The organism is Marinitoga sp. 1135 (genome assembly GCF_013363245.1).
Classification (GTDB): Bacteria; Thermotogota; Thermotogae; order Petrotogales; family Petrotogaceae; genus Marinitoga; species Marinitoga piezophila.
The window spans coordinates 13,225-31,032 of sequence record NZ_LBEZ01000005.1 but is presented as its reverse complement, the minus strand read 5'-3'; the positions used below and the strand labels follow the sequence as shown (position 1 = coordinate 31,032).

Genomic DNA, 17,808 nt, shown 5'->3' with positions numbered 1-17,808 from the left:
TAGAAAGGAGTTTTTATATTGCCAAATTTTAGAACGCATGTTATTACAGGAATAATATTATATCCTCTATATTTCTTGCTTTTTTCTTTAATTGCTGATTTTTTTAGTATTGATTTTATTTCTTCATTAAAGGTTATTTTATCAGGATTTTTTATTTTTGTTTTAGGGAGCGATCTTCCTGATGTGGATCATAATTTTTCTTTGATAAATAAATTTTTTAGAATTTTACTCGTAGGCATAGGAATACAAATTGTTTTTAAGATCTCATATTATTATGATTTTCTCTCTTTTTTACATATGAGATTATATGTTCTGAAGACAATATATATTATTCTGGGAATTTTAGCAGGCGGAATTATGGGTATTTTGTTTAATAAAATAACAAAGCATCGTGGGAAATGGCATAGCCCCATAACCGGAATATTTTTGGGAATAATACTTTATGCATTAATAACCAAAAATTATTATAGCATAGATATTGAAAGTGTATATATTTCTACAGCTTTAGTATTTGGATTTTTTGTTCATTTATTTTTAGATGCTCATTTTAAGGAATCTTGAGATTGTCTTTTTTTATGAGCCATTTTATATGCCATCATTGCCTGATCAACTTCATTTAATTCTTCCAATATGCGTGCCATTAATATATAAGCTTTATAATCATCAGGATTTTTTATGACGAGCTTTTCAGCAAGTTTTAGAGCTGTTTTAAACATTTTTAATTTCATATAGAATTCTATACTTTTATGAGATACGAAGAAATATGGAATTGTTAATATTGATACTATAACGAGAATTGCAATTAAAATAATATAAGTTATTAAGCTATGCTTTTTTGTTGAGTTAGTATTATTATCGTTTTTGGATACGACGGTTGATTTGTTTTCATTTCCTTTTTGAGATGTAGTAGATTCTGTTGTGTTATTATTTTGACTTTTAGCCTTGCTACTTGCTGATGCTGCAACAATTACTTCTTTTAACTTTAATAATTCGCTTTTTAATGGATCAGAAGAACTGTCAATTAATTTATCGAGATTTTCTGGAACAGTATCGAAAATGATTTTATTTGAGCTTTCAATACGTATTCTAATAGTCTTTATAACACCATTTAATAGGGTGTATAAAGACTCTTTTTTTATATCGAGATTAATAACTTTATTGGTTAAATCAAGTACGTTTATTGTAAAATCTTTTAGTTTATCGATATCTACAAGATATATGTTTGAAGCTAATTGCCCTATTTCTTTTTTTAAATCGAAATATTGTTTTAGCAAAGAATAAGTTTTTAATTCTTTTGAATCGATTATACCTTCTCTTTTTAAGAAATCCAGAAGTTTAAAACCACCAAGATAATTGTTTTCATCGAGAAAATAAGTGGAATTATTTAATATACTGTTTATATCCTGTAATTTTGAATGAGGTACAAATTTTGATACAAATTTTTCCATATCTTTATCCAAAAATACCGGTGATGTAATGGATTTATCAACAAAAAGTTGTAAAAAACCAGTATAAGAAAATGGCATTACATATTTTTCAAGGCCATTTAATTTGTAGAGGTATTTATATGCGTTTGATTCCATAATTCCTGTTTCCAGTGTTCTTTTGACAACCAATGGAATTTGTGGAAATATTTTTAGTATCAAATTTGTTTCATCTTCCGAGAATGTTGAGTTATAAAGTCCAAGAGAACTGCAAAATTTGTTAAACCTCTCTTCAATTAAAGGTTCTATAAAAGGAGAATTTTTATATTTGTTATAAAAATACTGTTTTGCAGATATTACTTCTCCAATAATTCCAATAGAAGGATCACCTGGATTTTCTGCCAGGTATTTTACAAATTCAGCCCATGCATCATCTAAAGTAGATGGCATTTTTGATAGATTTTTTATATCCTCAATCGATGTTGAAAAGGATAAGATAATAAATAATAATAAATAAATAATAATAAATAATTTCCCCCGCATTTTAGCTCCTTTCGAGTTCAGGTTTTATATAAACATCCCAGAATACACGGATTATCATTGCAGTTGGAACTGCAATTAAAGCTCCAGTTAAACTGATTATAGAACCTAAAATTAATAATGAAAATATTGTAATAACAGGATTAACCCTCCCATAATCTTTCATTATGCTAATAAATATAATAAATGCAATTCCGTGTATTATGGACATTGTTAGTAAAAATATTAGCATTGTAGTAAGTCCGCTGGATACCCCAACAATAATCATAGGGATAAATTCAAGAATAACCCCAATAACAGGAATAAAATTTGTTACTGCTGCCCAGAAACTTAAAAGTAATTGATATTTTATTCCAAGTATAGACATTGCAAAAAATGCAGATATTCCAACAAAAGCCGATGCTAATAAAGTAGCAACAACGTAGTGTTCAATTTGATTAAAGGTTTCATTGTAAAATTTACTGGCTGTGTCTCTTAATGATTTTGGATAAAGATATTGCAATTTTGCTTTAAATGATTCAAAGTAGAAAGTGAAATAAATGGTTCCAATGGTTAAAAAGAACAGGAATGTAAACGCTTTTTGACCGTATGTTGGAATAACTTCTATAAATCTCGATAGCATTTCTATAGCTTTGGGTTGAAGTGAATTCATAAATTCTTCTACATTATTCACAATGGATTCCGGTTGATTTTGTAAAAGTATTTTCCATTGAGCATTCTGGAAAAAGTCATTTAGAAATACGATAAAATTGCTTATTTCTCTTGTTACCGTTGGTATTAATAATACCAACAATAAATATAAAAAGAATAATGAAGCGATTAAGGAAATTATATTTGCCAATTTCATGGGGACTTTGATCCTGTGCAAAGCTTTTGCCATAAGGTTTATGGCAAGAACAAATCCTATGGTGAATATAATAATTGTAAAGACATCTTTTGAAATAAAGGCTATGCTTATAAACAGAGAAAAGTAAAATGCTGAAAATAAAGCCCCTTTTAAATTGGCACTTAGTTTCATGTTAATCATCTCCATTGAATTCAAAGTATTTTCTTAATTCCTCTATGTTATCTGTAATTCCAAGAGCAACTGTTAATTTTATTCGCGCTTTTTGACCGGATACTTCATTTCCAAAAATTGCACCCTTGTTTTTCAAATCTGCTCCACCGCCGTGATAGCCATAAACTCCTAAAACCCTTCCTTTAAAACATCTTGATACAACAATAACCGGGATGTTCTTTTCCTTTATTATCCATTCTATATTATCAGCCACCTTTGGTGGGACATTTCCTCTTCCAAAGCCTTCAATTACCACGCCTTTATATCCCAATTCAGGTAATACCCTTAATATTGAACCGTCATCACCTGTATATGTTTTTATAAGTGCAACCTTTTCTTCAACCCTTTCTGTGTCGAGATGCATTCTCAATAAAGATGTTCTATAAAAAATTACAGCATCTTCGTCTACTATACCTAATGGTCCGTAGCCAGGTGAATCAAATGTTGCAACATTGCTTGTATATGTTTTTGTTACTTCTCTTGCAGAATGTATTTCATCATTTAAACATACAAGAACACCTTTGTTTCTTGCATTTTTTGATTTTGCAACTCTTACAGAAGAGATTAAATTTGCAGGTCCGTCTGTACTTGGTTCATTCCAGTTTCTCATAGCTGCTGTTAGAACTATAGGTTTTTCTTCATTCATTACAAGGTCTAAGAAATATGCAGTTTCTTCAAGTGTATCTGTTCCATGTGTAATAACAACACCTGTAATATCATCACGTTTTATTATTTCTTTTATGAATTTTGACAATTCAAACATTACTGTTGGAGTCATGTGAGGACTTGGTATGTTGGTAAATTCAATTAGCTCTGTTTCTGCAATTTCTTTAAGTTGTGGGATTTCATTTAGGTGTTTATTTCTTTCATCTGAAGGAATCACGCCAAGTAATGGATCGTGAACCATTGCTATAGTACCGCCAGTTGTAATAATTGCCACTTTGCTCATAGTAATTCCCCTTTCTTTTATAATATCAAGTCCTCTCCCGTGTTTAATAATTAAGTTAAATGGAAATTGGTTATTTTTAATTAGTTTTTACAATTTTACACACATAGAATGGAATTAATGTTTCATCAGGATAAAAATAATATCCATAGCCATCATAATAGCCCTTTATATTATACAACGATAAATCTATTTTTTCAAAGGTTATATTATTATATTTTTCAAATAAGTATTTCATGTTTTGTGTATTTTCTTCATTTGAAATTGTACATGTTGAATATACCAATGTTCCTCCAGGTTTTAAAAGATTTTCAATGGCATTTTCCAGTAATTTTTTCTGTATATTGGAATAATTAACAAAATCATCAATATTTATCCTGTGCAAAACTTCAGGATGTATTGACGAAGTGCCAGCCGATGAACATGGCGCATCTAAAAGGATTTTATCATATTTTTCAGCAATATATTCATCACCTGAGATAAGTTTTGTATTAATTATTTTAATTCCCAATCTTTCTGCGTTTTTTTCGACAAGTTCAAGACGGTCAATATCTATATCCAATGCATCTATTATTCCTGAATTATTCATAATTTGAGCTAATTCTGTAGTTTTTCCGCCAGGTGCGGAACACATATCTAAAATTCTTTCATTAGATTTTGGATTAAGTATTAAAGGTATTATTTGAGAACTTTCATGTTGTATATAAAAATATCCATTTTTATATAAGTCAGTTTTTTCAATGGCCATTCCCGCTTTATCTATTGTTATTCCATATGGTGAATGTTTTGATTCTGTACTGTTTATATTAATCCCTTTTAATAATGAGATTAATTCTTCTCTGTTAGTTTTTAATGTGTTGGTTCGTAATGTAGTGGGATTTACAGAATAACTTTTTTTCATAAATTCCATAACATAATCTTCCGGGAAATATTTTTTTAGATAATTATAAAGCCATTCTGGAATAGAGTATTTTACCCATATTGGTTCTTTAAGAGCTAATTCAGCTTTTTTTCTTATGAGATTTTTCAGAGTGGCATTTACAAATCCCCTTATTCTCTTATTTTTTGCAATTTTTACCGTTTCATTTACAGCAACATATTCCTTGAAACCGTTTAAAATCTGATATGCGCCCAACCTTAACATCCATTTTGAAGCTGGGGGTGTTTTTTTAAGATTTTTTACTAAAAAGCTTAAATACCAATCAATTTTTATTAAATTTCTAATGGTTCCCCATACGAGATTTTTTAATAATGCCATATCTTCATTTGAATATATTTTATTGAAGTATTCAAATGATGTTTGAGGAATATAATGTTTTTTTTCAAATTCTCGCAAGAGTATGTAAGCGTCTTTTCTAACCATATATTTCACCTATTCATATTATTTTGTCTTATTATTTTATCAATTCTTTTAATTCATCAATTGTATAAACCTTTGGTGGTTCTATACCGTTGAATGAAGAACCATACTCAACGGTGTATGCACCAGCGTTTATAAAATAAACAATATCTTCATAATCTATATCAGCAGGTAATAAAATATCTTCGTAAATTGTATCTACACTGTCACAGGTTGGCCCTGCAAGAGTGAATACTCCAGTTTTGTCATAACTTTTTCCTTCAACTTGAATTTCGTATTGAAAGTTTTCTATTGTTTCCATTAATCCGTGGAAAACGCCAACATCAAGGTATACCCATTGTTTTGCACCTTTTCTGCTTTTTAAAATAACTTTTGAGACAAGTATACCTGCATCGCCAACCATTGAACGTCCCGGTTCTGTAATAATCATCAAATCTTTATGTTTCCATAGATACTCCTGTATTGATTCGTCCACAACCTCTCCTATTTCCTCAACTGTTGGAATTGGTTTTGTATGTTTTACAGGAATGCCTCCACCTAAATTAAGCATTTTTAATTCAATTCCATTTTTCATTAATTTATTAAATACAACACTTGCTTCAAGAATAGCTTCCTGCCATTTATATTTGTTATATGATTGAGAACCAACGTGAAAGCTTATTCCATATGGAACAAGTCCATTTCTATTTGCCCACTTTAATATTGATATTACATGATCGATATCTGTTCCAAATTTTCCAGATAAAGGCCAATCACTGTCGTTTGAACTTGTTGCTATTCGTGCATATACTTTAGCTCCTGGAGCTCTACGTGCAACCTTTTCAACTTCCATTTCGCTATCAACGGAGAAATATTCAATGCCTAATTTCCAGGCGTATTCAATGTCTTTTTCTTTTTTTATCGGATTACCAAAACTCATTCTTTTTGGACTAACTCCAATGGATAATAATTTATCTATCTCTCCCACAGAAGCTACATCAAATGATGAACCAAGATCCCTTAATGCCTTTAAGATTTCAATGTGTGAGTTTGCTTTAACGGCGTAAAAGATATCAACCTTTTTCATGGAATTTTTTAATCTAATATAATTCTTTTTTACCTGCTCAATATCAAGAACCAAAAATGGTGTTTCAAGTTTTTTAGCAGCCTCTCTTATCAATTCGTTAACTTCCATAATTTTCCCTCCCACAAAAAATAATGTACATAAATGATAAAATATAAATGTTACTATTACTAACGCTTTTGTTTAACAATATATTCGAGTTATGAAAAAGGTCCCGAACGGGACCTTTAAGTTATATATAACTTTCTATTTTATTAAATTCGGAGCTTCCTTCGATAGCCACAACTTCTCCATATAATGGACCAGCTGAAATTTTATTGATTTTAACCTTTACAAACTTTCCGGAAAGCTCAGGATTGCTTTGGAATATTACAACTTTATTATTTATCGTTCTTCCTAAGTATGCTCCCGATTTTGTTTTATTTTCCTGTATAACGGTTAAAACTTTATCGAGATATTTTTCATTTTCTTCGTGGTTAATTTGTTTTTGAATATTCATAAGATATTGAAATCTTTTATTTTTAATCCTTTTTGGAATATTGTCTTCATAGTATTTTGCTGAAATTGTACCTTCGCGTGGTGAATATTCAGCAAGGTTTAATCGTTCATAACGTGCTTTTTTTACAAGTTCTACAGTTTCTTCGAAATCTTCATCTGTTTCGCCAGGGAATCCAACTATTATATCACTTGAGATGGTAACCTTAGGAACTGTTTTTTTAATTTTTTCCAATAATTCAAGATAATATTCTCTTGTGTATTTTCTGTTCATTGCTCTTAAGATATTGTTGCTTCCAGCCTGTACAGGTAAATGGAAATTTTTTGCAGCTTTTGGATTATTTGCAACTTCTTCGATTAAATCGTCTGTAATGTCTGATGGATATGAAGTTAAAAACCATATTCTTTCTATGGAATCGTATTTTGCAGCTTCTTTTATTAATATATTTAATTTTGGTTTTCCGTCTCCAAAATCTTTTCCGTAAGAATCAACGTTTTGACCTAAAAAGGTAATTTCTCTGTATCCATTATCGTTATAGTATTTTACTTCTTTTATAATATCTTCAACGGGTCTACTTTTTTCAAGATGTCTTGTATATGGAACAATACAGTATGTACAGTATTTATTACAACCGTATATTATATTAATCCAGCCATGATGTTTGCTGTATGGATGTTTTGGTAAATCAGCTGATATTTTATCAATTTCATCGCCTAAATCAACAAAACGTTTTTTTGAACGTTTTGCTCTATCTATGAATTTTTTGATATTCATGTAATTTCTTGTTCCAAAAACGAAATTTACTTCATGGAATCTCTGAATAATATGTTCTTTTTCCTTTTCGGCAACACAACCACCTACAGCAATAATAAGGTCTTCTTTTTTCTTTTTTAACTTTCCGTAACTTCCAATGGCGCCATATAATTTATTTTCTGCTTTTTCACGTACAGCACAGCTGTTTAAGATAATAACATCGGCTTCTTGTGGATTTTCTGTCCATTCGAAGCCTTCTTTTTCCAGGATACCAGTCATAATTTCTGATTCATTTACATTCATCTGGCATCCAAATGTCTTAATATAGAATTTCACTGTTTCACCTCCGTTTGAATTTTCTATTAATAATACCTTATTATTATTACCACTAATATTATCTGATTTTAAATTTATATAAAGGTTATGAAGTTGTTTATGTGATATAATAAAAGTATAGAAAATAATATTTGTGGAGGGAGATTATGCAAATAGTTATAGTTAAGAGGAATAAATTGGTTACAGCAAAGCTTATTGGTGAATTTACCCTTTATGATATTCATGACTTTAATAATGAAATGAATGAATTTGTGAATAAGAAAGATATAAACAGGGTTATAATAGATTTTTCAAATCTTATGACTATTGATAGCACTGGAATAGGACAATTGATTTCCTATCAAAAACGTTTGGAAGAACATGGTAAGGAATTGCTATTGATAAATATGGATGATAAAATTCAAAAACTTTTTGGGTTATTAAAACTTCAGGAAGTTTTTAATATTCAAAAATAGGGGGAGATTTTATGAGGTTATTATGGGTTGTAATTGCTTTGGTAATATCGTTAATAGGTGTTTTTTTCGCTACAATTCCAATATTGCCAATTATCATAGAAGCTCTTGCTGTTATTGCTTTTTCTATGGTTTTTGAAAAAGGTAAATGGTTGTATCTTGCTTTGTTTTTTATTATGATTTTGCTAATAATTACCAATTTTATGCCACCATTTGAGTTTATGCTAATATTAAAAAAATGAGGTGATTTAAATGTATAGAACATTGCGTTTTGTTTTTGAAAAAGAATTAAGGCAAAAACCATATATAATAATAATTATTTCTGCATTGTTATTTCTACCGGGAGATCTTGGTAATTTGTTTGCTGTTATTTTCGCATCAACAATTTTAACCAGGGAATTAGAAACAAAAAATTATGCTCTCATTTCAACTTTGCCAGTATCAAAGTATGAGATATACCTTTCTTATTATATTTTTGGAGCCAGTATATTTTTATTATCTAAGGGAATATATTTTGGAATTACCAAAAATAACGATTTAAAAACACTGATGCTTTCTTTGCTTTTTTTTGCTTTTTTTTATGGGTTAAGCGTTTTATCTTCAATAAAAGGACTGGGAGGAATATATGTTCCAATTGTAATATGGGTTATAGATCTCTTCTTGAAATCAAATAGTGTTATAAGCGATTATAGTGTAGTTATGCAAAAAAATATTTTTATAAATATAATTTCAGTATTTTTGTTTTTTGCGTCTATGTTTATTTTTCATTTTACCGATTCTTCAAATTATACAAGAAGTAAGAATAAAATTTTTACACTGCTGGGTATAGGGATAATATTAATAATTGTAGCGTGGTTTTTATTTAATACCTTAAAATAATAGAGGTGAAATTATGATAGAGGTTATAAATTTAGAGAAATCATATGGACCAAAACCGGCATTAATAGATGTGAATTTAACAGTAAATTCAGGAGATATATATGTTTTAGTTGGTCCAAACGGTGCTGGAAAAACTACAACATTAAAATGTATATATGGTGATTTAAAACCTGATAATGGAAAGGTTTTAATTGATGGAAAGACATTAAATAAATTTAGAAAAAGAAATATTTCTGTTTTGTTAGAAGACAGAGTGGTGTTTAAGGGGTTATACCCCTATGATTATGCAGAATTGTGGAAAATCCTTTATCCTAAATGGAATGATAAAAGATATAAGGAATTGATGATGGAGTTTAATTTGCCTATTACAAAGCCGCTCAATGCCTATTCTTCTGGGATGAAAACATTATTTTATATAATTCTCATGCTTGCATCAAATACAAAAATAATGATATTGGACGAGCCAACACAGAATATAGACCCTGTAAAAAAAGACAAAATACTTAAATTGCTGAAAGAATTTGTTTCTAATGGCGAGAATATAGTAATAATGTCAACCCATCATATAGAAGAAGTGGAACTTATTTCAAGTAGATTTGCAATTATAAACTCCGGAAAAACTACATTTGAGGGTGATATACAGGAGGCATTAAATGCGCATAAAATAGTTAAGCAAAGCGAAATGACAGAAGAAATGGAAATAATTATGCCACTTGATGATGGTATTCTGGTAAAAACCAATGAAGATATTGGAAGAACTCCTGATTTTAGAGAAGTCGTTCTTGGATATTTAAAAAAATAAGGCCCACTTTTAAAAAGTGGGCTTTTTGTTTGAGGATTCCAGAATGGTTAATTTATTAAACAGCTTTTTTTGATAATATTTCTACAATATCTCCCACTGTTTTTATATTTTCTAATTCTGAATCATCAATTGATATCCCCAATTCTGATTCAAAGTCCATTGTTAAATCAACCAATTCCAATGAATCAAGTTCAAGATCATCTGTTAATACAGCATCTTCTGTGATTTTTTCTCTGTCAATACTTAAACTTTCTGATATAATTTCTGCTACTTTTTCAAATAATTCTTTTCTGTCCATTTTTATACCTCCTTGAAGTTATTCAAATAATTCTTTAATAATATTTTCAACTTTTTCTATTTTTGTTATTTTTTCAACCGATGCGCCTGTGAATACAAAACCATTTTCAAGATCACCAATTGCTGCATTATATAAAGCTTTTGCTATACAGTAAGGCGTTGTTTTAAAATCACAGGTTTTTATACAATGATATCTGCATTCAAAGGGTTTCTTTTCACCGTTTTCAACAGCAACAATAAAATTATTTTTAATAGCTCTTCCAGGCATTCCTACAGGACTTTTTATTATTGTTATATCATCGGATTTTGCATTGATAATGGCCTTTTTGAAATTTTCATGTGCATCGCATTCTTCTGTTGCAATAAATCTTGTAGCCATTTGAACGCCATCTGCTCCAAGATCTAAAATTTTTTTTACATCGTCTTTTGAAAATAAACCTCCACCGGCAATTAATGGAATTTTTTTTCCGTATTTCTTTTCAATAGAAATCAAAAACTCTTTTAATTGTGGAACAAGATTTTCAAGCGAATTTTTTTCTGAAAAGATTTCCTCTTTGCTTTTAAAACCGAGATGTCCTCCTGCCTTTGGACCTTCAAGAACTATTGCATCGGGAATATAATTATACTTTGAAACCCATCTTTTTATAATTACCTGTGCAGCTTTTACAGAAGATACTATAGGAACCAATTTTGTTTTTGTTTTTTCTGTTAAATATGAAGGTAAAGATAATGGTAATCCTGCTCCAGAAAATATAATGTCGATTCCTTCATCTATAGCTGTTTTTACCATGTCAGAATAATTAGTTAGTGCCACCATAATATTAACCCCAACTACTCCACCATTAGCTTTTTCTTTAGCACTTCTAATAAATTTCTTTAAAGCAATTTTACTTGCTTCTTTATAATTTTTCATATTTTCAAATAATCCTATTCCTGCTGTACCTATTACACCTATTCCTCCAGCTTTAGCTACTGCTCCTGCAAGATTATCCAGTGAAATTCCTACAGCCATTCCTCCCTGTACAAGCGGATATTTTGTTGTTAATTCTCCTATTTTTAAACCTTTGAAAATATTCTCACCCCTTTTTGATGACCGGTGGTCATTTATTTTTTAAAGAAAAAAGGGATTAATCCCTTGGTTCTAATGTTTTTTTCATAAAATCAATATAAAAATCCAGTATTGATTCTGCTACAAATTCATTCCAGTTTTCATATAATTTTTTTCTTAATTCATATTGTTGGACTATACCTATTGTTTGTAGCCATAGTAATGCAGCTAATTTATCTTTATCTATATCTTTTCTAATAGAGCCATCTTCAAGGCCTTTTAAAATAAGTAGTTTTAATATGTCATATATTTTTTCGCTTTTTTCATAAGTGGATACAACTTTTGGTTCTTCAGGGTCGAGATCTGCTTTTTCAGATTCATATTTTATTACAAAGCTATAATAGTCTGGATATTCTCTATAAAATTGAATGTATGCTCTACCCATGGATAAAATTTTATTTAGTGCATTTTTTTCTTTTTGAATATATGAAATTATTAATTTTTCAAGTATTTCAAGGCCTTCATATACAAGAGAAAAGTATAAGTCCTTTTTATTTGAAAAATACAAATAAATAGTACCTTTTGCCATTTTGGAAGCTTTAGCAATTTCAGACATCGATGTATTTTCAAAACCTTTTTCAAAGAAAAGTTTCTTTGCTTCATGCATTATTATTCTTTTTTTTCTTTGTATTTCTTCTTCGCTTAAATTTCTTCTTGGCATATTTTCACCTGACCATCAGTCATTTTTCTCGAAAATTATATCATGTTTTTTTAAAAGTGTCAAGTTTAGTTAATGGAGATGAGGTTGATAAATTCAATAAATATGATATAATAACTATATAAATAATATTTGTGGAGGTTGGTATTGATGGAATTGAAAAAGTTATTAAATGAAGATTTAAAAAAATATATGAAAGAGAAAAATACAAAAGCATTAAACGCTATAAAAATTTTAAAAACAGAAATAAAAAAGGCAGAGGTTGATAAAGGAGAAGAATTAACAGATGAAGAAATTCTTGCATTAATCAGAAAACAAATAAAAATGAGGCAGGATTCTATTGAACAGTATAAAAATGCTGGTAGAGAAGATTTAGTTGATGATGAAGTATATGAAATAGAGATACTGAAAAAATATTTACCACCAGAAATGTCAGATGAAGAAATTGAAAAGGTTGTTAAAAAGGTTATAGAAGAACTTGGCGAAGGAGCAAAGTTTGGTCAGGTAATGGGAAAGGCTATGGCAGAATTAAAAGGAAAAGCTGATGGTAAAAAGGTTAATCAAATTGTTAAAAAATTATTGGGATAATATATGAAGAAATTTTTATTAATTGTATTTTTTAGTCTGGTAGTTTTAGGATTTTCACAGATTTCATTTAAAAAAGAAATAGCAATTTTAGAGAGCAATTCAGATTCCTGGATTGCTTCTCGTGTTTTTGATTTGTTGAAGGATAAGTTATCGTATACATATAGGGTTTATACAAAGTCTATTGAAAAAGATACAAATAATATGACTTTGGATAATGTGGCATTAAAAATAGGTATTTCAGATGATGCATCTCAAAATATTATAAGAATAGTTGCGAATTTTGAAGATGAAGAAATTGATTTATCTGAAAGAATAAAGGATAACGATAAATGGTTGAATAATTTTGTTGTAAGGGTTTTAGAGAAAATTTCATTTGCACGTTATAAGAAAGATAAACGATGGCATATTTTACAATTAACTTATTGGGACGGGATAGACGAATATCCTAAGATGTCAAAAGATGGAAATAAACTGATTTTTATTTCAGATAGATATATTGGAAATAGAAATATCTGGGGATATGATTTTGAAAAAGAGAAATATTTTAATGTTTCACTTGATTTTTCTTCAGAGTATTTTCCGAATATTACTGAAGATGGAACTTTTATTTTTCAAACTTCTCTTTATGGAAAATGGGATGTTGTTATGTATAATCCGGATACAGAAGAAATTAAAAGAATTTCAAATGAATCTTTTAATGCATATAGTCCATATTACGAAAATGGAAATGTGTATTTTTCAATTGAAGAATTAAATGGTAAAATCTGGACGGAAATATATAAATATTCTATAAAAAGCAATGAGTTAGAAAAAATTACAAACCTGGAAGGTACAACAAAATATATTCCAGGAATATTGAATAATAAACTTATTTTTCAAATGGAAGATCCAAAAAGCGGGCAATTTGGAATATATGAAAAGAGAAAAGAAGGTATTTATCCATTAATTGATACAGATTTAAATGAAGTTGACCCTTTTGGAAATAAAGATAATCTGGTTTTTTCAAGATTGTATAAAGGTTACTATACTATAATTTTATATAACAATAAAACCAAAAAAGAGATTCCAATAACTCTTGGAATCTCTGATGACGCATTTTATCCGTCAATTTATAATGATATAGTTTTATTTTCTCTGTATTATAAAAATGGAGAACCGGATATCTTTGCAGTTAGAATAAAATAATTATTTTATTGCTTTTTCTATTTCGATTTTTTCTTCTTCTGTAAGTATTTTTTCAACATCGATTAAGAAAATCATACTGTCTTTTGTTTTTATAATACCTGTTATATAATTTGCTTTTGTTCCTCCAACTTCTGGTGCTTCTTCAATTTGTTCCTGAGTTATTGTCATAACTTCTTTTACTTCATCGACCATTAAACCATATTTTTTATCTTCAATTTTAACTACCAGAACTTTGGCTTTCAATTTATCTTCAAATTGTGGATAATTAAATTTAACCCTTAAGTTAATTATAGGAATTACTCCATCCCTGAAATTAACAATTCCTTCAATAAAATCTGAGGATTCAGGAATTTTTGTTGTTTTTTGATATTCGATAACTGTGTCGATGTGATTAATATCAATAGCAAATTTTTCATCATCAACACTAAAACTTACAGCTTTTAATTCAACAGACATAATTCTCCCTCCTTATATCCATGTTAGTTTCTATATTCATATTATATCATAATTTTACTGTATTTCATATATACCAATATAATTTTTATATCGTTTTATTTTTGTTGCATTTATATAACTTTTTCATAAATTAGTTTGGTAATCGAATTGTTTGAAAAAATATATTTTCTCTTAAAAAATAGTTATCATTAGGTTAACTTAGAAAGGCGGTTTTTTTTGTATAATGCGTAATGTAGAATAAAAAATTCAGGAAGGGTGTGATGTAATTGAATTTAAAGTATAAATTACTTTTGATTTTTCTTCTGGGAATATTGGTTCCTTTATTTATTCTGGGATACTTTTCCATAAAAAATTCTCAGGATATGATGACACAACAGATAGAAACAAATTTTGTTAATATTTTGGAATCGAGAAATTTTGAAATTTCCATGCTTATTGATAAATATAAAAATGCAATTAAGAGCATCGAAAATTTCCAGTATCTTCCAATTATGATTAAAAGTATGAATTCATATTTTAAAGGGTTTGAAGATATAAAAAATTTAAAAGATGTTTATGCAACATCCAATCCATATAAAATTGAAGAAAGATATAAATTGACTTCTGTTGATGAAGATAATCTTGAAAAATATGGCGATGATGAATTTTCAATTTCTGATTATAATCTTTTGCATAGAAAATATCATCCAAATTTAGTTCAATTTGCTTTTTCACAGTATATCACAGATATTTATTTAATAAACAAAGAAGGAGATATAATTTATTCCTTAAAAAAAGGTGAAGAATTTACAGAGAATCTCGAAAAGAATAACGAACTTTCAAATACTGCTCTTGGAAAGTTATATAAAGCATTAAAAAAGCAAAATGATGAAAAGACTTATATAGATTTTTCCAATATAGAAATTTATAAGTATAAACAAAATAAGCCTATTTTATTTATTGGTAAGCCATTTATTTATAGATATGCAAGGTATGGTTATATTGTTATAGCTGTGAATTTTGAAAAAGTTGTAAAGGATATTTTTGCACAATTAAATAATTCTCAGGACTTAAATATCTATATTGTAAATGCAAACAATATGCTTATAACTTCAATTGATGGATTGAAAACAGGAAGTATTATAGATAATAAATTGCTTCCAGGCCAGGAAAAGAAATTGGTTACATATAAGAATTTTGAGAATAAATCTGTGGTTGGTGTAAAAGGTGAGATTAAACTTAAAAATGAAAAATTGTATTTAATTATTGAAGAAAGCGAATCTGAGGCATTTCATATTGTAAATAAATTAAAGAGTATCTTAATTTCAATTATTTTAGTTACTATAGTATTTGCGGTTATTATTTCAATTGTTGTTTCAAATTCATTGACTAAACCAATAAAGAAAATAGAAACTAATGTTAAAAAGGTTACTACGGGCGATTTAAGAGATGAGTTGCATATTAAGCGTAAGGATGAAATAGGTCTTATAGCTAACTTATTTAATCAGTTAAAAGCTACAATAAAAAATATACTTGAATCATTTAATAAATATGCAAAAACATTAAGAGGCGTAGAGGATAATCTTGATGCTTCAGCAGGTGAGTTAAGCAAGATTTCAGAAGAAACATTTACATCGTTTAATAGAATTAAAGAAAATCTCGAAGTTGTTGCATCATCTGCAGAAGAAACAACTGCAAATATTGAAGAGATTACATCTGGAGCAGATATGGTTTCAAATGCTGCTCAGGATTTAAATAATAAAACACTTGAAATATCAAATAATGCGTTAAACAGTAAAAAAGATATACAGGTTATGATAAATGATATTGTAAGTATTGAAAAATTAATTGAAAAAAGTAATTCTATGATTATAAAGCTATTTGACAAGAGTAAAGAAATTGAAGATATTGTTGGTAAGATTACAGAGATATCAAAGCAAACTAATTTATTAGCATTAAATGCTGCAATAGAAGCTGCAAGAGCAGGAGAAGCCGGAAAAGGTTTTGCTGTTGTTGCTGATGAAATAAGAAAATTGGCAGATGAATCAAACCTTTCGGCAAATAGTATAACAGAAAATTTAAAAGAGTTAGTTGATGATGCAAGTGAAGCACTTGAAGAAAGTTCAAATATAACTAAAACAGTAAATACCATAGTTGAATCTGTAAAGAATATAGGTATGCAAATGGAAAATATTTTGACAGAGATTAATTCTATTTCTGAAATGGTTGAACACACTGCAAATATTTCAAATCAACAGAAAGTTTCTACTTCTGAAATAACAAAAGCAATAGAGGCAATTTCAGTTTCAATACAGAATATAACTGAAGAGGTTGAAGAAGTTTCTGGAATGATGGAAAAACAGAAGGTTAAAATAAAAGATTTTGATGCTTTAATTGATAATCTCGAAGATATGATAGATGAAATGAATTCTTTTGTTCAAAGATTTAAATACTAAAAAAGTGCGCATTTATGCGCACTTTTTTATAATACCTAACATAATATATAAAGTTTTAAGTAAAATTTATGTTAATATTGAACTTTTTTTGGTATAATTAGTCTAAGGGTATAGGAAGAAATTAAAGGGAGGGATCCCATATGAGAATTGGTAATAATTATTTAAATCAAACAAATCAATTATCGACACTATCTAATTTGTTATTAAAAAAGTCACAACAATTAGCAAGTGGTAATAGATTGATTAATGCTGGAGTGGATCCAGCAGGTATGGCTATTGCTCAGAAAATGGATAATCAGATTAGATCAGGTTATCAAGCAGCAAGAAATATTTATGATGGTATTGGTGCAATGAATGTTGCAGATCAGGGAATTGGTTCGATTCAGGAAACTGTTGGAAGAATGAGAGAATTGGCTGTGAGAGCAGGAAATGGGACGTTAACTGCTGAAGAAAAGGATGCCATTCAGCAGGAATTTGAGCAGTTAAAAATGCAAATTAGAGATACCGTAAGAAATACACAATTTAATAATAAACAACTGCTAAATGGTGAGTTTAATGTTAATATTACTCTTGATCAGAATGGAAGTAATAATTTAAATGCACAGATTGCAGATTTAAGGCCTGAAGCACTTAATTTAAATGATTTGAAATTGGATACAACAGATGATATCAATACTACAATTAAAACGTTGGATCAGGCTCTGGAACAGTTGAATGGAACCAGAACTCAGGTTGGAACATATACAAGAAGATTAGAAGCAGCTGCAAATAATGTTTTAAGAAATGTAGAAGATACAACAGCTGCTAATAGCAGAATAGCTGATACGGAAATGGCAAGAAGTATGGCAGAATACATGAAAACTCAAAATTTACAACAGATGAGTACAATGTTGTTAGGTCAAACAGGTCAGATGAATGCAGCATCAGTATTAAACATATTGCAATCTCCTTAAATATAATGTAAAGCAAAAAG

The 17,808-nt window shown here is 28.8% G+C and carries 19 protein-coding genes; 9 read left to right on the top strand and 10 right to left on the bottom strand.

Going from position 1 to position 17,808, the window contains the following annotated elements; translation table 11 throughout:
- Window positions 1-18: 18 nt before the first annotated feature.
- Window positions 19-561 carry a metal-dependent hydrolase gene (locus XO10_RS03860; RefSeq protein WP_014296266.1) on the top strand — a complete coding sequence of 181 codons (543 nt, stop codon included), beginning with the start codon at window positions 19-21 and terminating at the stop codon, window positions 559-561.
- Here XO10_RS03860 and XO10_RS03855 read toward each other — a convergent pair.
- From XO10_RS03855 to miaB, 6 genes are all read right to left on the bottom strand, one after another.
- Window positions 543-1,967 carry a lipopolysaccharide assembly protein LapB gene (locus XO10_RS03855; RefSeq protein ID WP_175421148.1) on the bottom strand — a complete coding sequence of 475 codons (1,425 nt, stop codon included), beginning with the start codon at window positions 1,965-1,967 and terminating at the stop codon, window positions 543-545. The two genes, XO10_RS03860 and XO10_RS03855, sit on opposite strands and share 19 nt — an antisense overlap.
- Before the next feature lies 1 nt (window position 1,968).
- Complete coding sequence (locus XO10_RS03850; RefSeq protein ID WP_014296264.1) at window positions 1,969-2,982, bottom strand: AI-2E family transporter; 1,014 nt, start codon at window positions 2,980-2,982, stop codon at window positions 1,969-1,971.
- 1 nt (window position 2,983) lies between these two features.
- The gene (locus XO10_RS03845) at window positions 2,984-3,970 is read right to left on the bottom strand and encodes an asparaginase (RefSeq protein WP_014296263.1); all 987 of its coding nucleotides are present in this window, start codon (window positions 3,968-3,970) and stop codon (window positions 2,984-2,986) included.
- Between the two features lie 76 nt (window positions 3,971-4,046).
- Window positions 4,047-5,330 carry a 16S rRNA (cytosine(967)-C(5))-methyltransferase RsmB gene (rsmB, locus tag XO10_RS03840; RefSeq protein ID WP_014296262.1) on the bottom strand — a complete coding sequence of 428 codons (1,284 nt, stop codon included), beginning with the start codon at window positions 5,328-5,330 and terminating at the stop codon, window positions 4,047-4,049.
- A 31-nt stretch (window positions 5,331-5,361) separates the two neighbouring features.
- Window positions 5,362-6,501 carry a type III PLP-dependent enzyme gene (locus XO10_RS03835; RefSeq protein WP_014296261.1) on the bottom strand — a complete coding sequence of 380 codons (1,140 nt, stop codon included), beginning with the start codon at window positions 6,499-6,501 and terminating at the stop codon, window positions 5,362-5,364.
- A 121-nt stretch (window positions 6,502-6,622) separates the two neighbouring features.
- Window positions 6,623-7,975, bottom strand: a complete 1,353-nt coding sequence (gene miaB / locus XO10_RS03830) for a tRNA (N6-isopentenyl adenosine(37)-C2)-methylthiotransferase MiaB (RefSeq protein ID WP_175421147.1) — start codon at window positions 7,973-7,975, stop codon at window positions 6,623-6,625.
- Between the two features lie 146 nt (window positions 7,976-8,121).
- Between miaB and XO10_RS03825 the strand changes: the two genes are divergently transcribed.
- The 4 genes from XO10_RS03825 to XO10_RS03810 are packed head-to-tail and all read left to right on the top strand — an operon-like array spanning window position 8,122 to window position 10,108.
- Window positions 8,122-8,430, top strand: a complete 309-nt coding sequence (locus XO10_RS03825; protein ID WP_014296259.1) for an STAS domain-containing protein — start codon at window positions 8,122-8,124, stop codon at window positions 8,428-8,430.
- Window positions 8,431-8,441: 11 nt separating this feature from the next.
- Window positions 8,442-8,669 (top strand): hypothetical protein, encoded by a 228-nt coding sequence (locus tag XO10_RS03820; RefSeq protein WP_014296258.1) that lies wholly within the window; start codon window positions 8,442-8,444, stop codon window positions 8,667-8,669.
- A 10-nt stretch (window positions 8,670-8,679) separates the two neighbouring features.
- Window positions 8,680-9,306 carry a hypothetical protein gene (locus XO10_RS03815; protein WP_014296257.1) on the top strand — a complete coding sequence of 209 codons (627 nt, stop codon included), beginning with the start codon at window positions 8,680-8,682 and terminating at the stop codon, window positions 9,304-9,306.
- Between the two features lie 13 nt (window positions 9,307-9,319).
- Window positions 9,320-10,108 (top strand): ATP-binding cassette domain-containing protein, encoded by a 789-nt coding sequence (locus XO10_RS03810; RefSeq protein ID WP_014296256.1) that lies wholly within the window; start codon window positions 9,320-9,322, stop codon window positions 10,106-10,108.
- A 55-nt stretch (window positions 10,109-10,163) separates the two neighbouring features.
- Here the strand turns inward: XO10_RS03810 and XO10_RS03805 are convergent, their stop codons facing one another.
- The 3 genes from XO10_RS03805 to XO10_RS03795 are packed head-to-tail and all read right to left on the bottom strand — an operon-like array spanning window position 10,164 to window position 12,174.
- Window positions 10,164-10,406, bottom strand: coding sequence for an acyl carrier protein (locus tag XO10_RS03805; protein ID WP_014296255.1), 243 nt, complete (start codon window positions 10,404-10,406; stop codon window positions 10,164-10,166).
- Between the two features lie 18 nt (window positions 10,407-10,424).
- Window positions 10,425-11,513, bottom strand: a complete 1,089-nt coding sequence (locus XO10_RS03800; protein WP_175418201.1) for a nitronate monooxygenase family protein — start codon at window positions 11,511-11,513, stop codon at window positions 10,425-10,427.
- Between the two features lie 19 nt (window positions 11,514-11,532).
- A complete protein-coding gene (locus XO10_RS03795; RefSeq protein ID WP_014296253.1) occupies window positions 11,533-12,174 on the bottom strand; it encodes a TetR/AcrR family transcriptional regulator in 642 nt (213 codons plus the stop codon).
- Window positions 12,175-12,321: 147 nt separating this feature from the next.
- Here XO10_RS03795 and XO10_RS03790 point away from each other — a divergent pair, with 147 nt between their 5' ends.
- Both XO10_RS03790 and XO10_RS03785 read left to right on the top strand, forming a co-directional pair.
- A complete protein-coding gene (locus XO10_RS03790; protein WP_014296252.1) occupies window positions 12,322-12,759 on the top strand; it encodes a GatB/YqeY domain-containing protein in 438 nt (145 codons plus the stop codon).
- Window positions 12,760-12,762: 3 nt separating this feature from the next.
- Window positions 12,763-13,944 carry a PD40 domain-containing protein gene (locus tag XO10_RS03785; RefSeq protein ID WP_014296251.1) on the top strand — a complete coding sequence of 394 codons (1,182 nt, stop codon included), beginning with the start codon at window positions 12,763-12,765 and terminating at the stop codon, window positions 13,942-13,944.
- Here the strand turns inward: XO10_RS03785 and XO10_RS03780 are convergent, their stop codons facing one another.
- Window positions 13,945-14,400, bottom strand: a complete 456-nt coding sequence (locus XO10_RS03780; RefSeq protein WP_014296250.1) for a chemotaxis protein CheW — start codon at window positions 14,398-14,400, stop codon at window positions 13,945-13,947.
- 266 nt (window positions 14,401-14,666) lie between these two features.
- Between XO10_RS03780 and XO10_RS03775 the strand changes: the two genes are divergently transcribed.
- Both XO10_RS03775 and XO10_RS03770 read left to right on the top strand, forming a co-directional pair.
- Window positions 14,667-16,835: a methyl-accepting chemotaxis protein gene (locus XO10_RS03775; protein WP_175421146.1), complete on the top strand. Its 2,169-nt coding sequence runs from the start codon at window positions 14,667-14,669 to the stop codon at window positions 16,833-16,835.
- A gap of 140 nt (window positions 16,836-16,975) precedes the next feature.
- On the top strand, window positions 16,976-17,788 hold the full coding sequence (locus XO10_RS03770; protein WP_014296248.1) for a flagellin: 813 nt from the start codon (window positions 16,976-16,978) through the stop codon (window positions 17,786-17,788).
- Window positions 17,789-17,808 lie beyond the last annotated feature (20 nt).

Excerpts from the sequence above, each read along its gene's own strand:
- XO10_RS03855 (WP_175421148.1), bottom strand. The coding sequence starts at position 1,967 with ATGCGGGGGAAATTATTTATTATTATTTATTTATTATTATTTATTATC.
- XO10_RS03850 (WP_014296264.1), bottom strand. The coding sequence starts at position 2,982 with ATGAAACTAAGTGCCAATTTAAAAGGGGCTTTATTTTCAGCATTTTAC.
- XO10_RS03845 (WP_014296263.1), bottom strand. The coding sequence starts at position 3,970 with ATGAGCAAAGTGGCAATTATTACAACTGGCGGTACTATAGCAATGGTT.
- rsmB (WP_014296262.1), bottom strand. The coding sequence starts at position 5,330 with ATGGTTAGAAAAGACGCTTACATACTCTTGCGAGAATTTGAAAAAAAA.
- XO10_RS03835 (WP_014296261.1), bottom strand. The coding sequence starts at position 6,501 with ATGGAAGTTAACGAATTGATAAGAGAGGCTGCTAAAAAACTTGAAACA.
- XO10_RS03825 (WP_014296259.1), top strand. The coding sequence starts at position 8,122 with ATGCAAATAGTTATAGTTAAGAGGAATAAATTGGTTACAGCAAAGCTT.
- XO10_RS03820 (WP_014296258.1), top strand. The coding sequence starts at position 8,442 with ATGAGGTTATTATGGGTTGTAATTGCTTTGGTAATATCGTTAATAGGT.
- XO10_RS03815 (WP_014296257.1), top strand. The coding sequence starts at position 8,680 with ATGTATAGAACATTGCGTTTTGTTTTTGAAAAAGAATTAAGGCAAAAA.
- XO10_RS03810 (WP_014296256.1), top strand. The coding sequence starts at position 9,320 with ATGATAGAGGTTATAAATTTAGAGAAATCATATGGACCAAAACCGGCA.
- XO10_RS03805 (WP_014296255.1), bottom strand. The coding sequence starts at position 10,406 with ATGGACAGAAAAGAATTATTTGAAAAAGTAGCAGAAATTATATCAGAA.
- XO10_RS03795 (WP_014296253.1), bottom strand. The coding sequence starts at position 12,174 with ATGCCAAGAAGAAATTTAAGCGAAGAAGAAATACAAAGAAAAAAAAGA.
- XO10_RS03790 (WP_014296252.1), top strand. The coding sequence starts at position 12,322 with ATGGAATTGAAAAAGTTATTAAATGAAGATTTAAAAAAATATATGAAA.
- XO10_RS03785 (WP_014296251.1), top strand. The coding sequence starts at position 12,763 with ATGAAGAAATTTTTATTAATTGTATTTTTTAGTCTGGTAGTTTTAGGA.
- XO10_RS03780 (WP_014296250.1), bottom strand. The coding sequence starts at position 14,400 with ATGTCTGTTGAATTAAAAGCTGTAAGTTTTAGTGTTGATGATGAAAAA.
- XO10_RS03770 (WP_014296248.1), top strand. The coding sequence starts at position 16,976 with ATGAGAATTGGTAATAATTATTTAAATCAAACAAATCAATTATCGACA.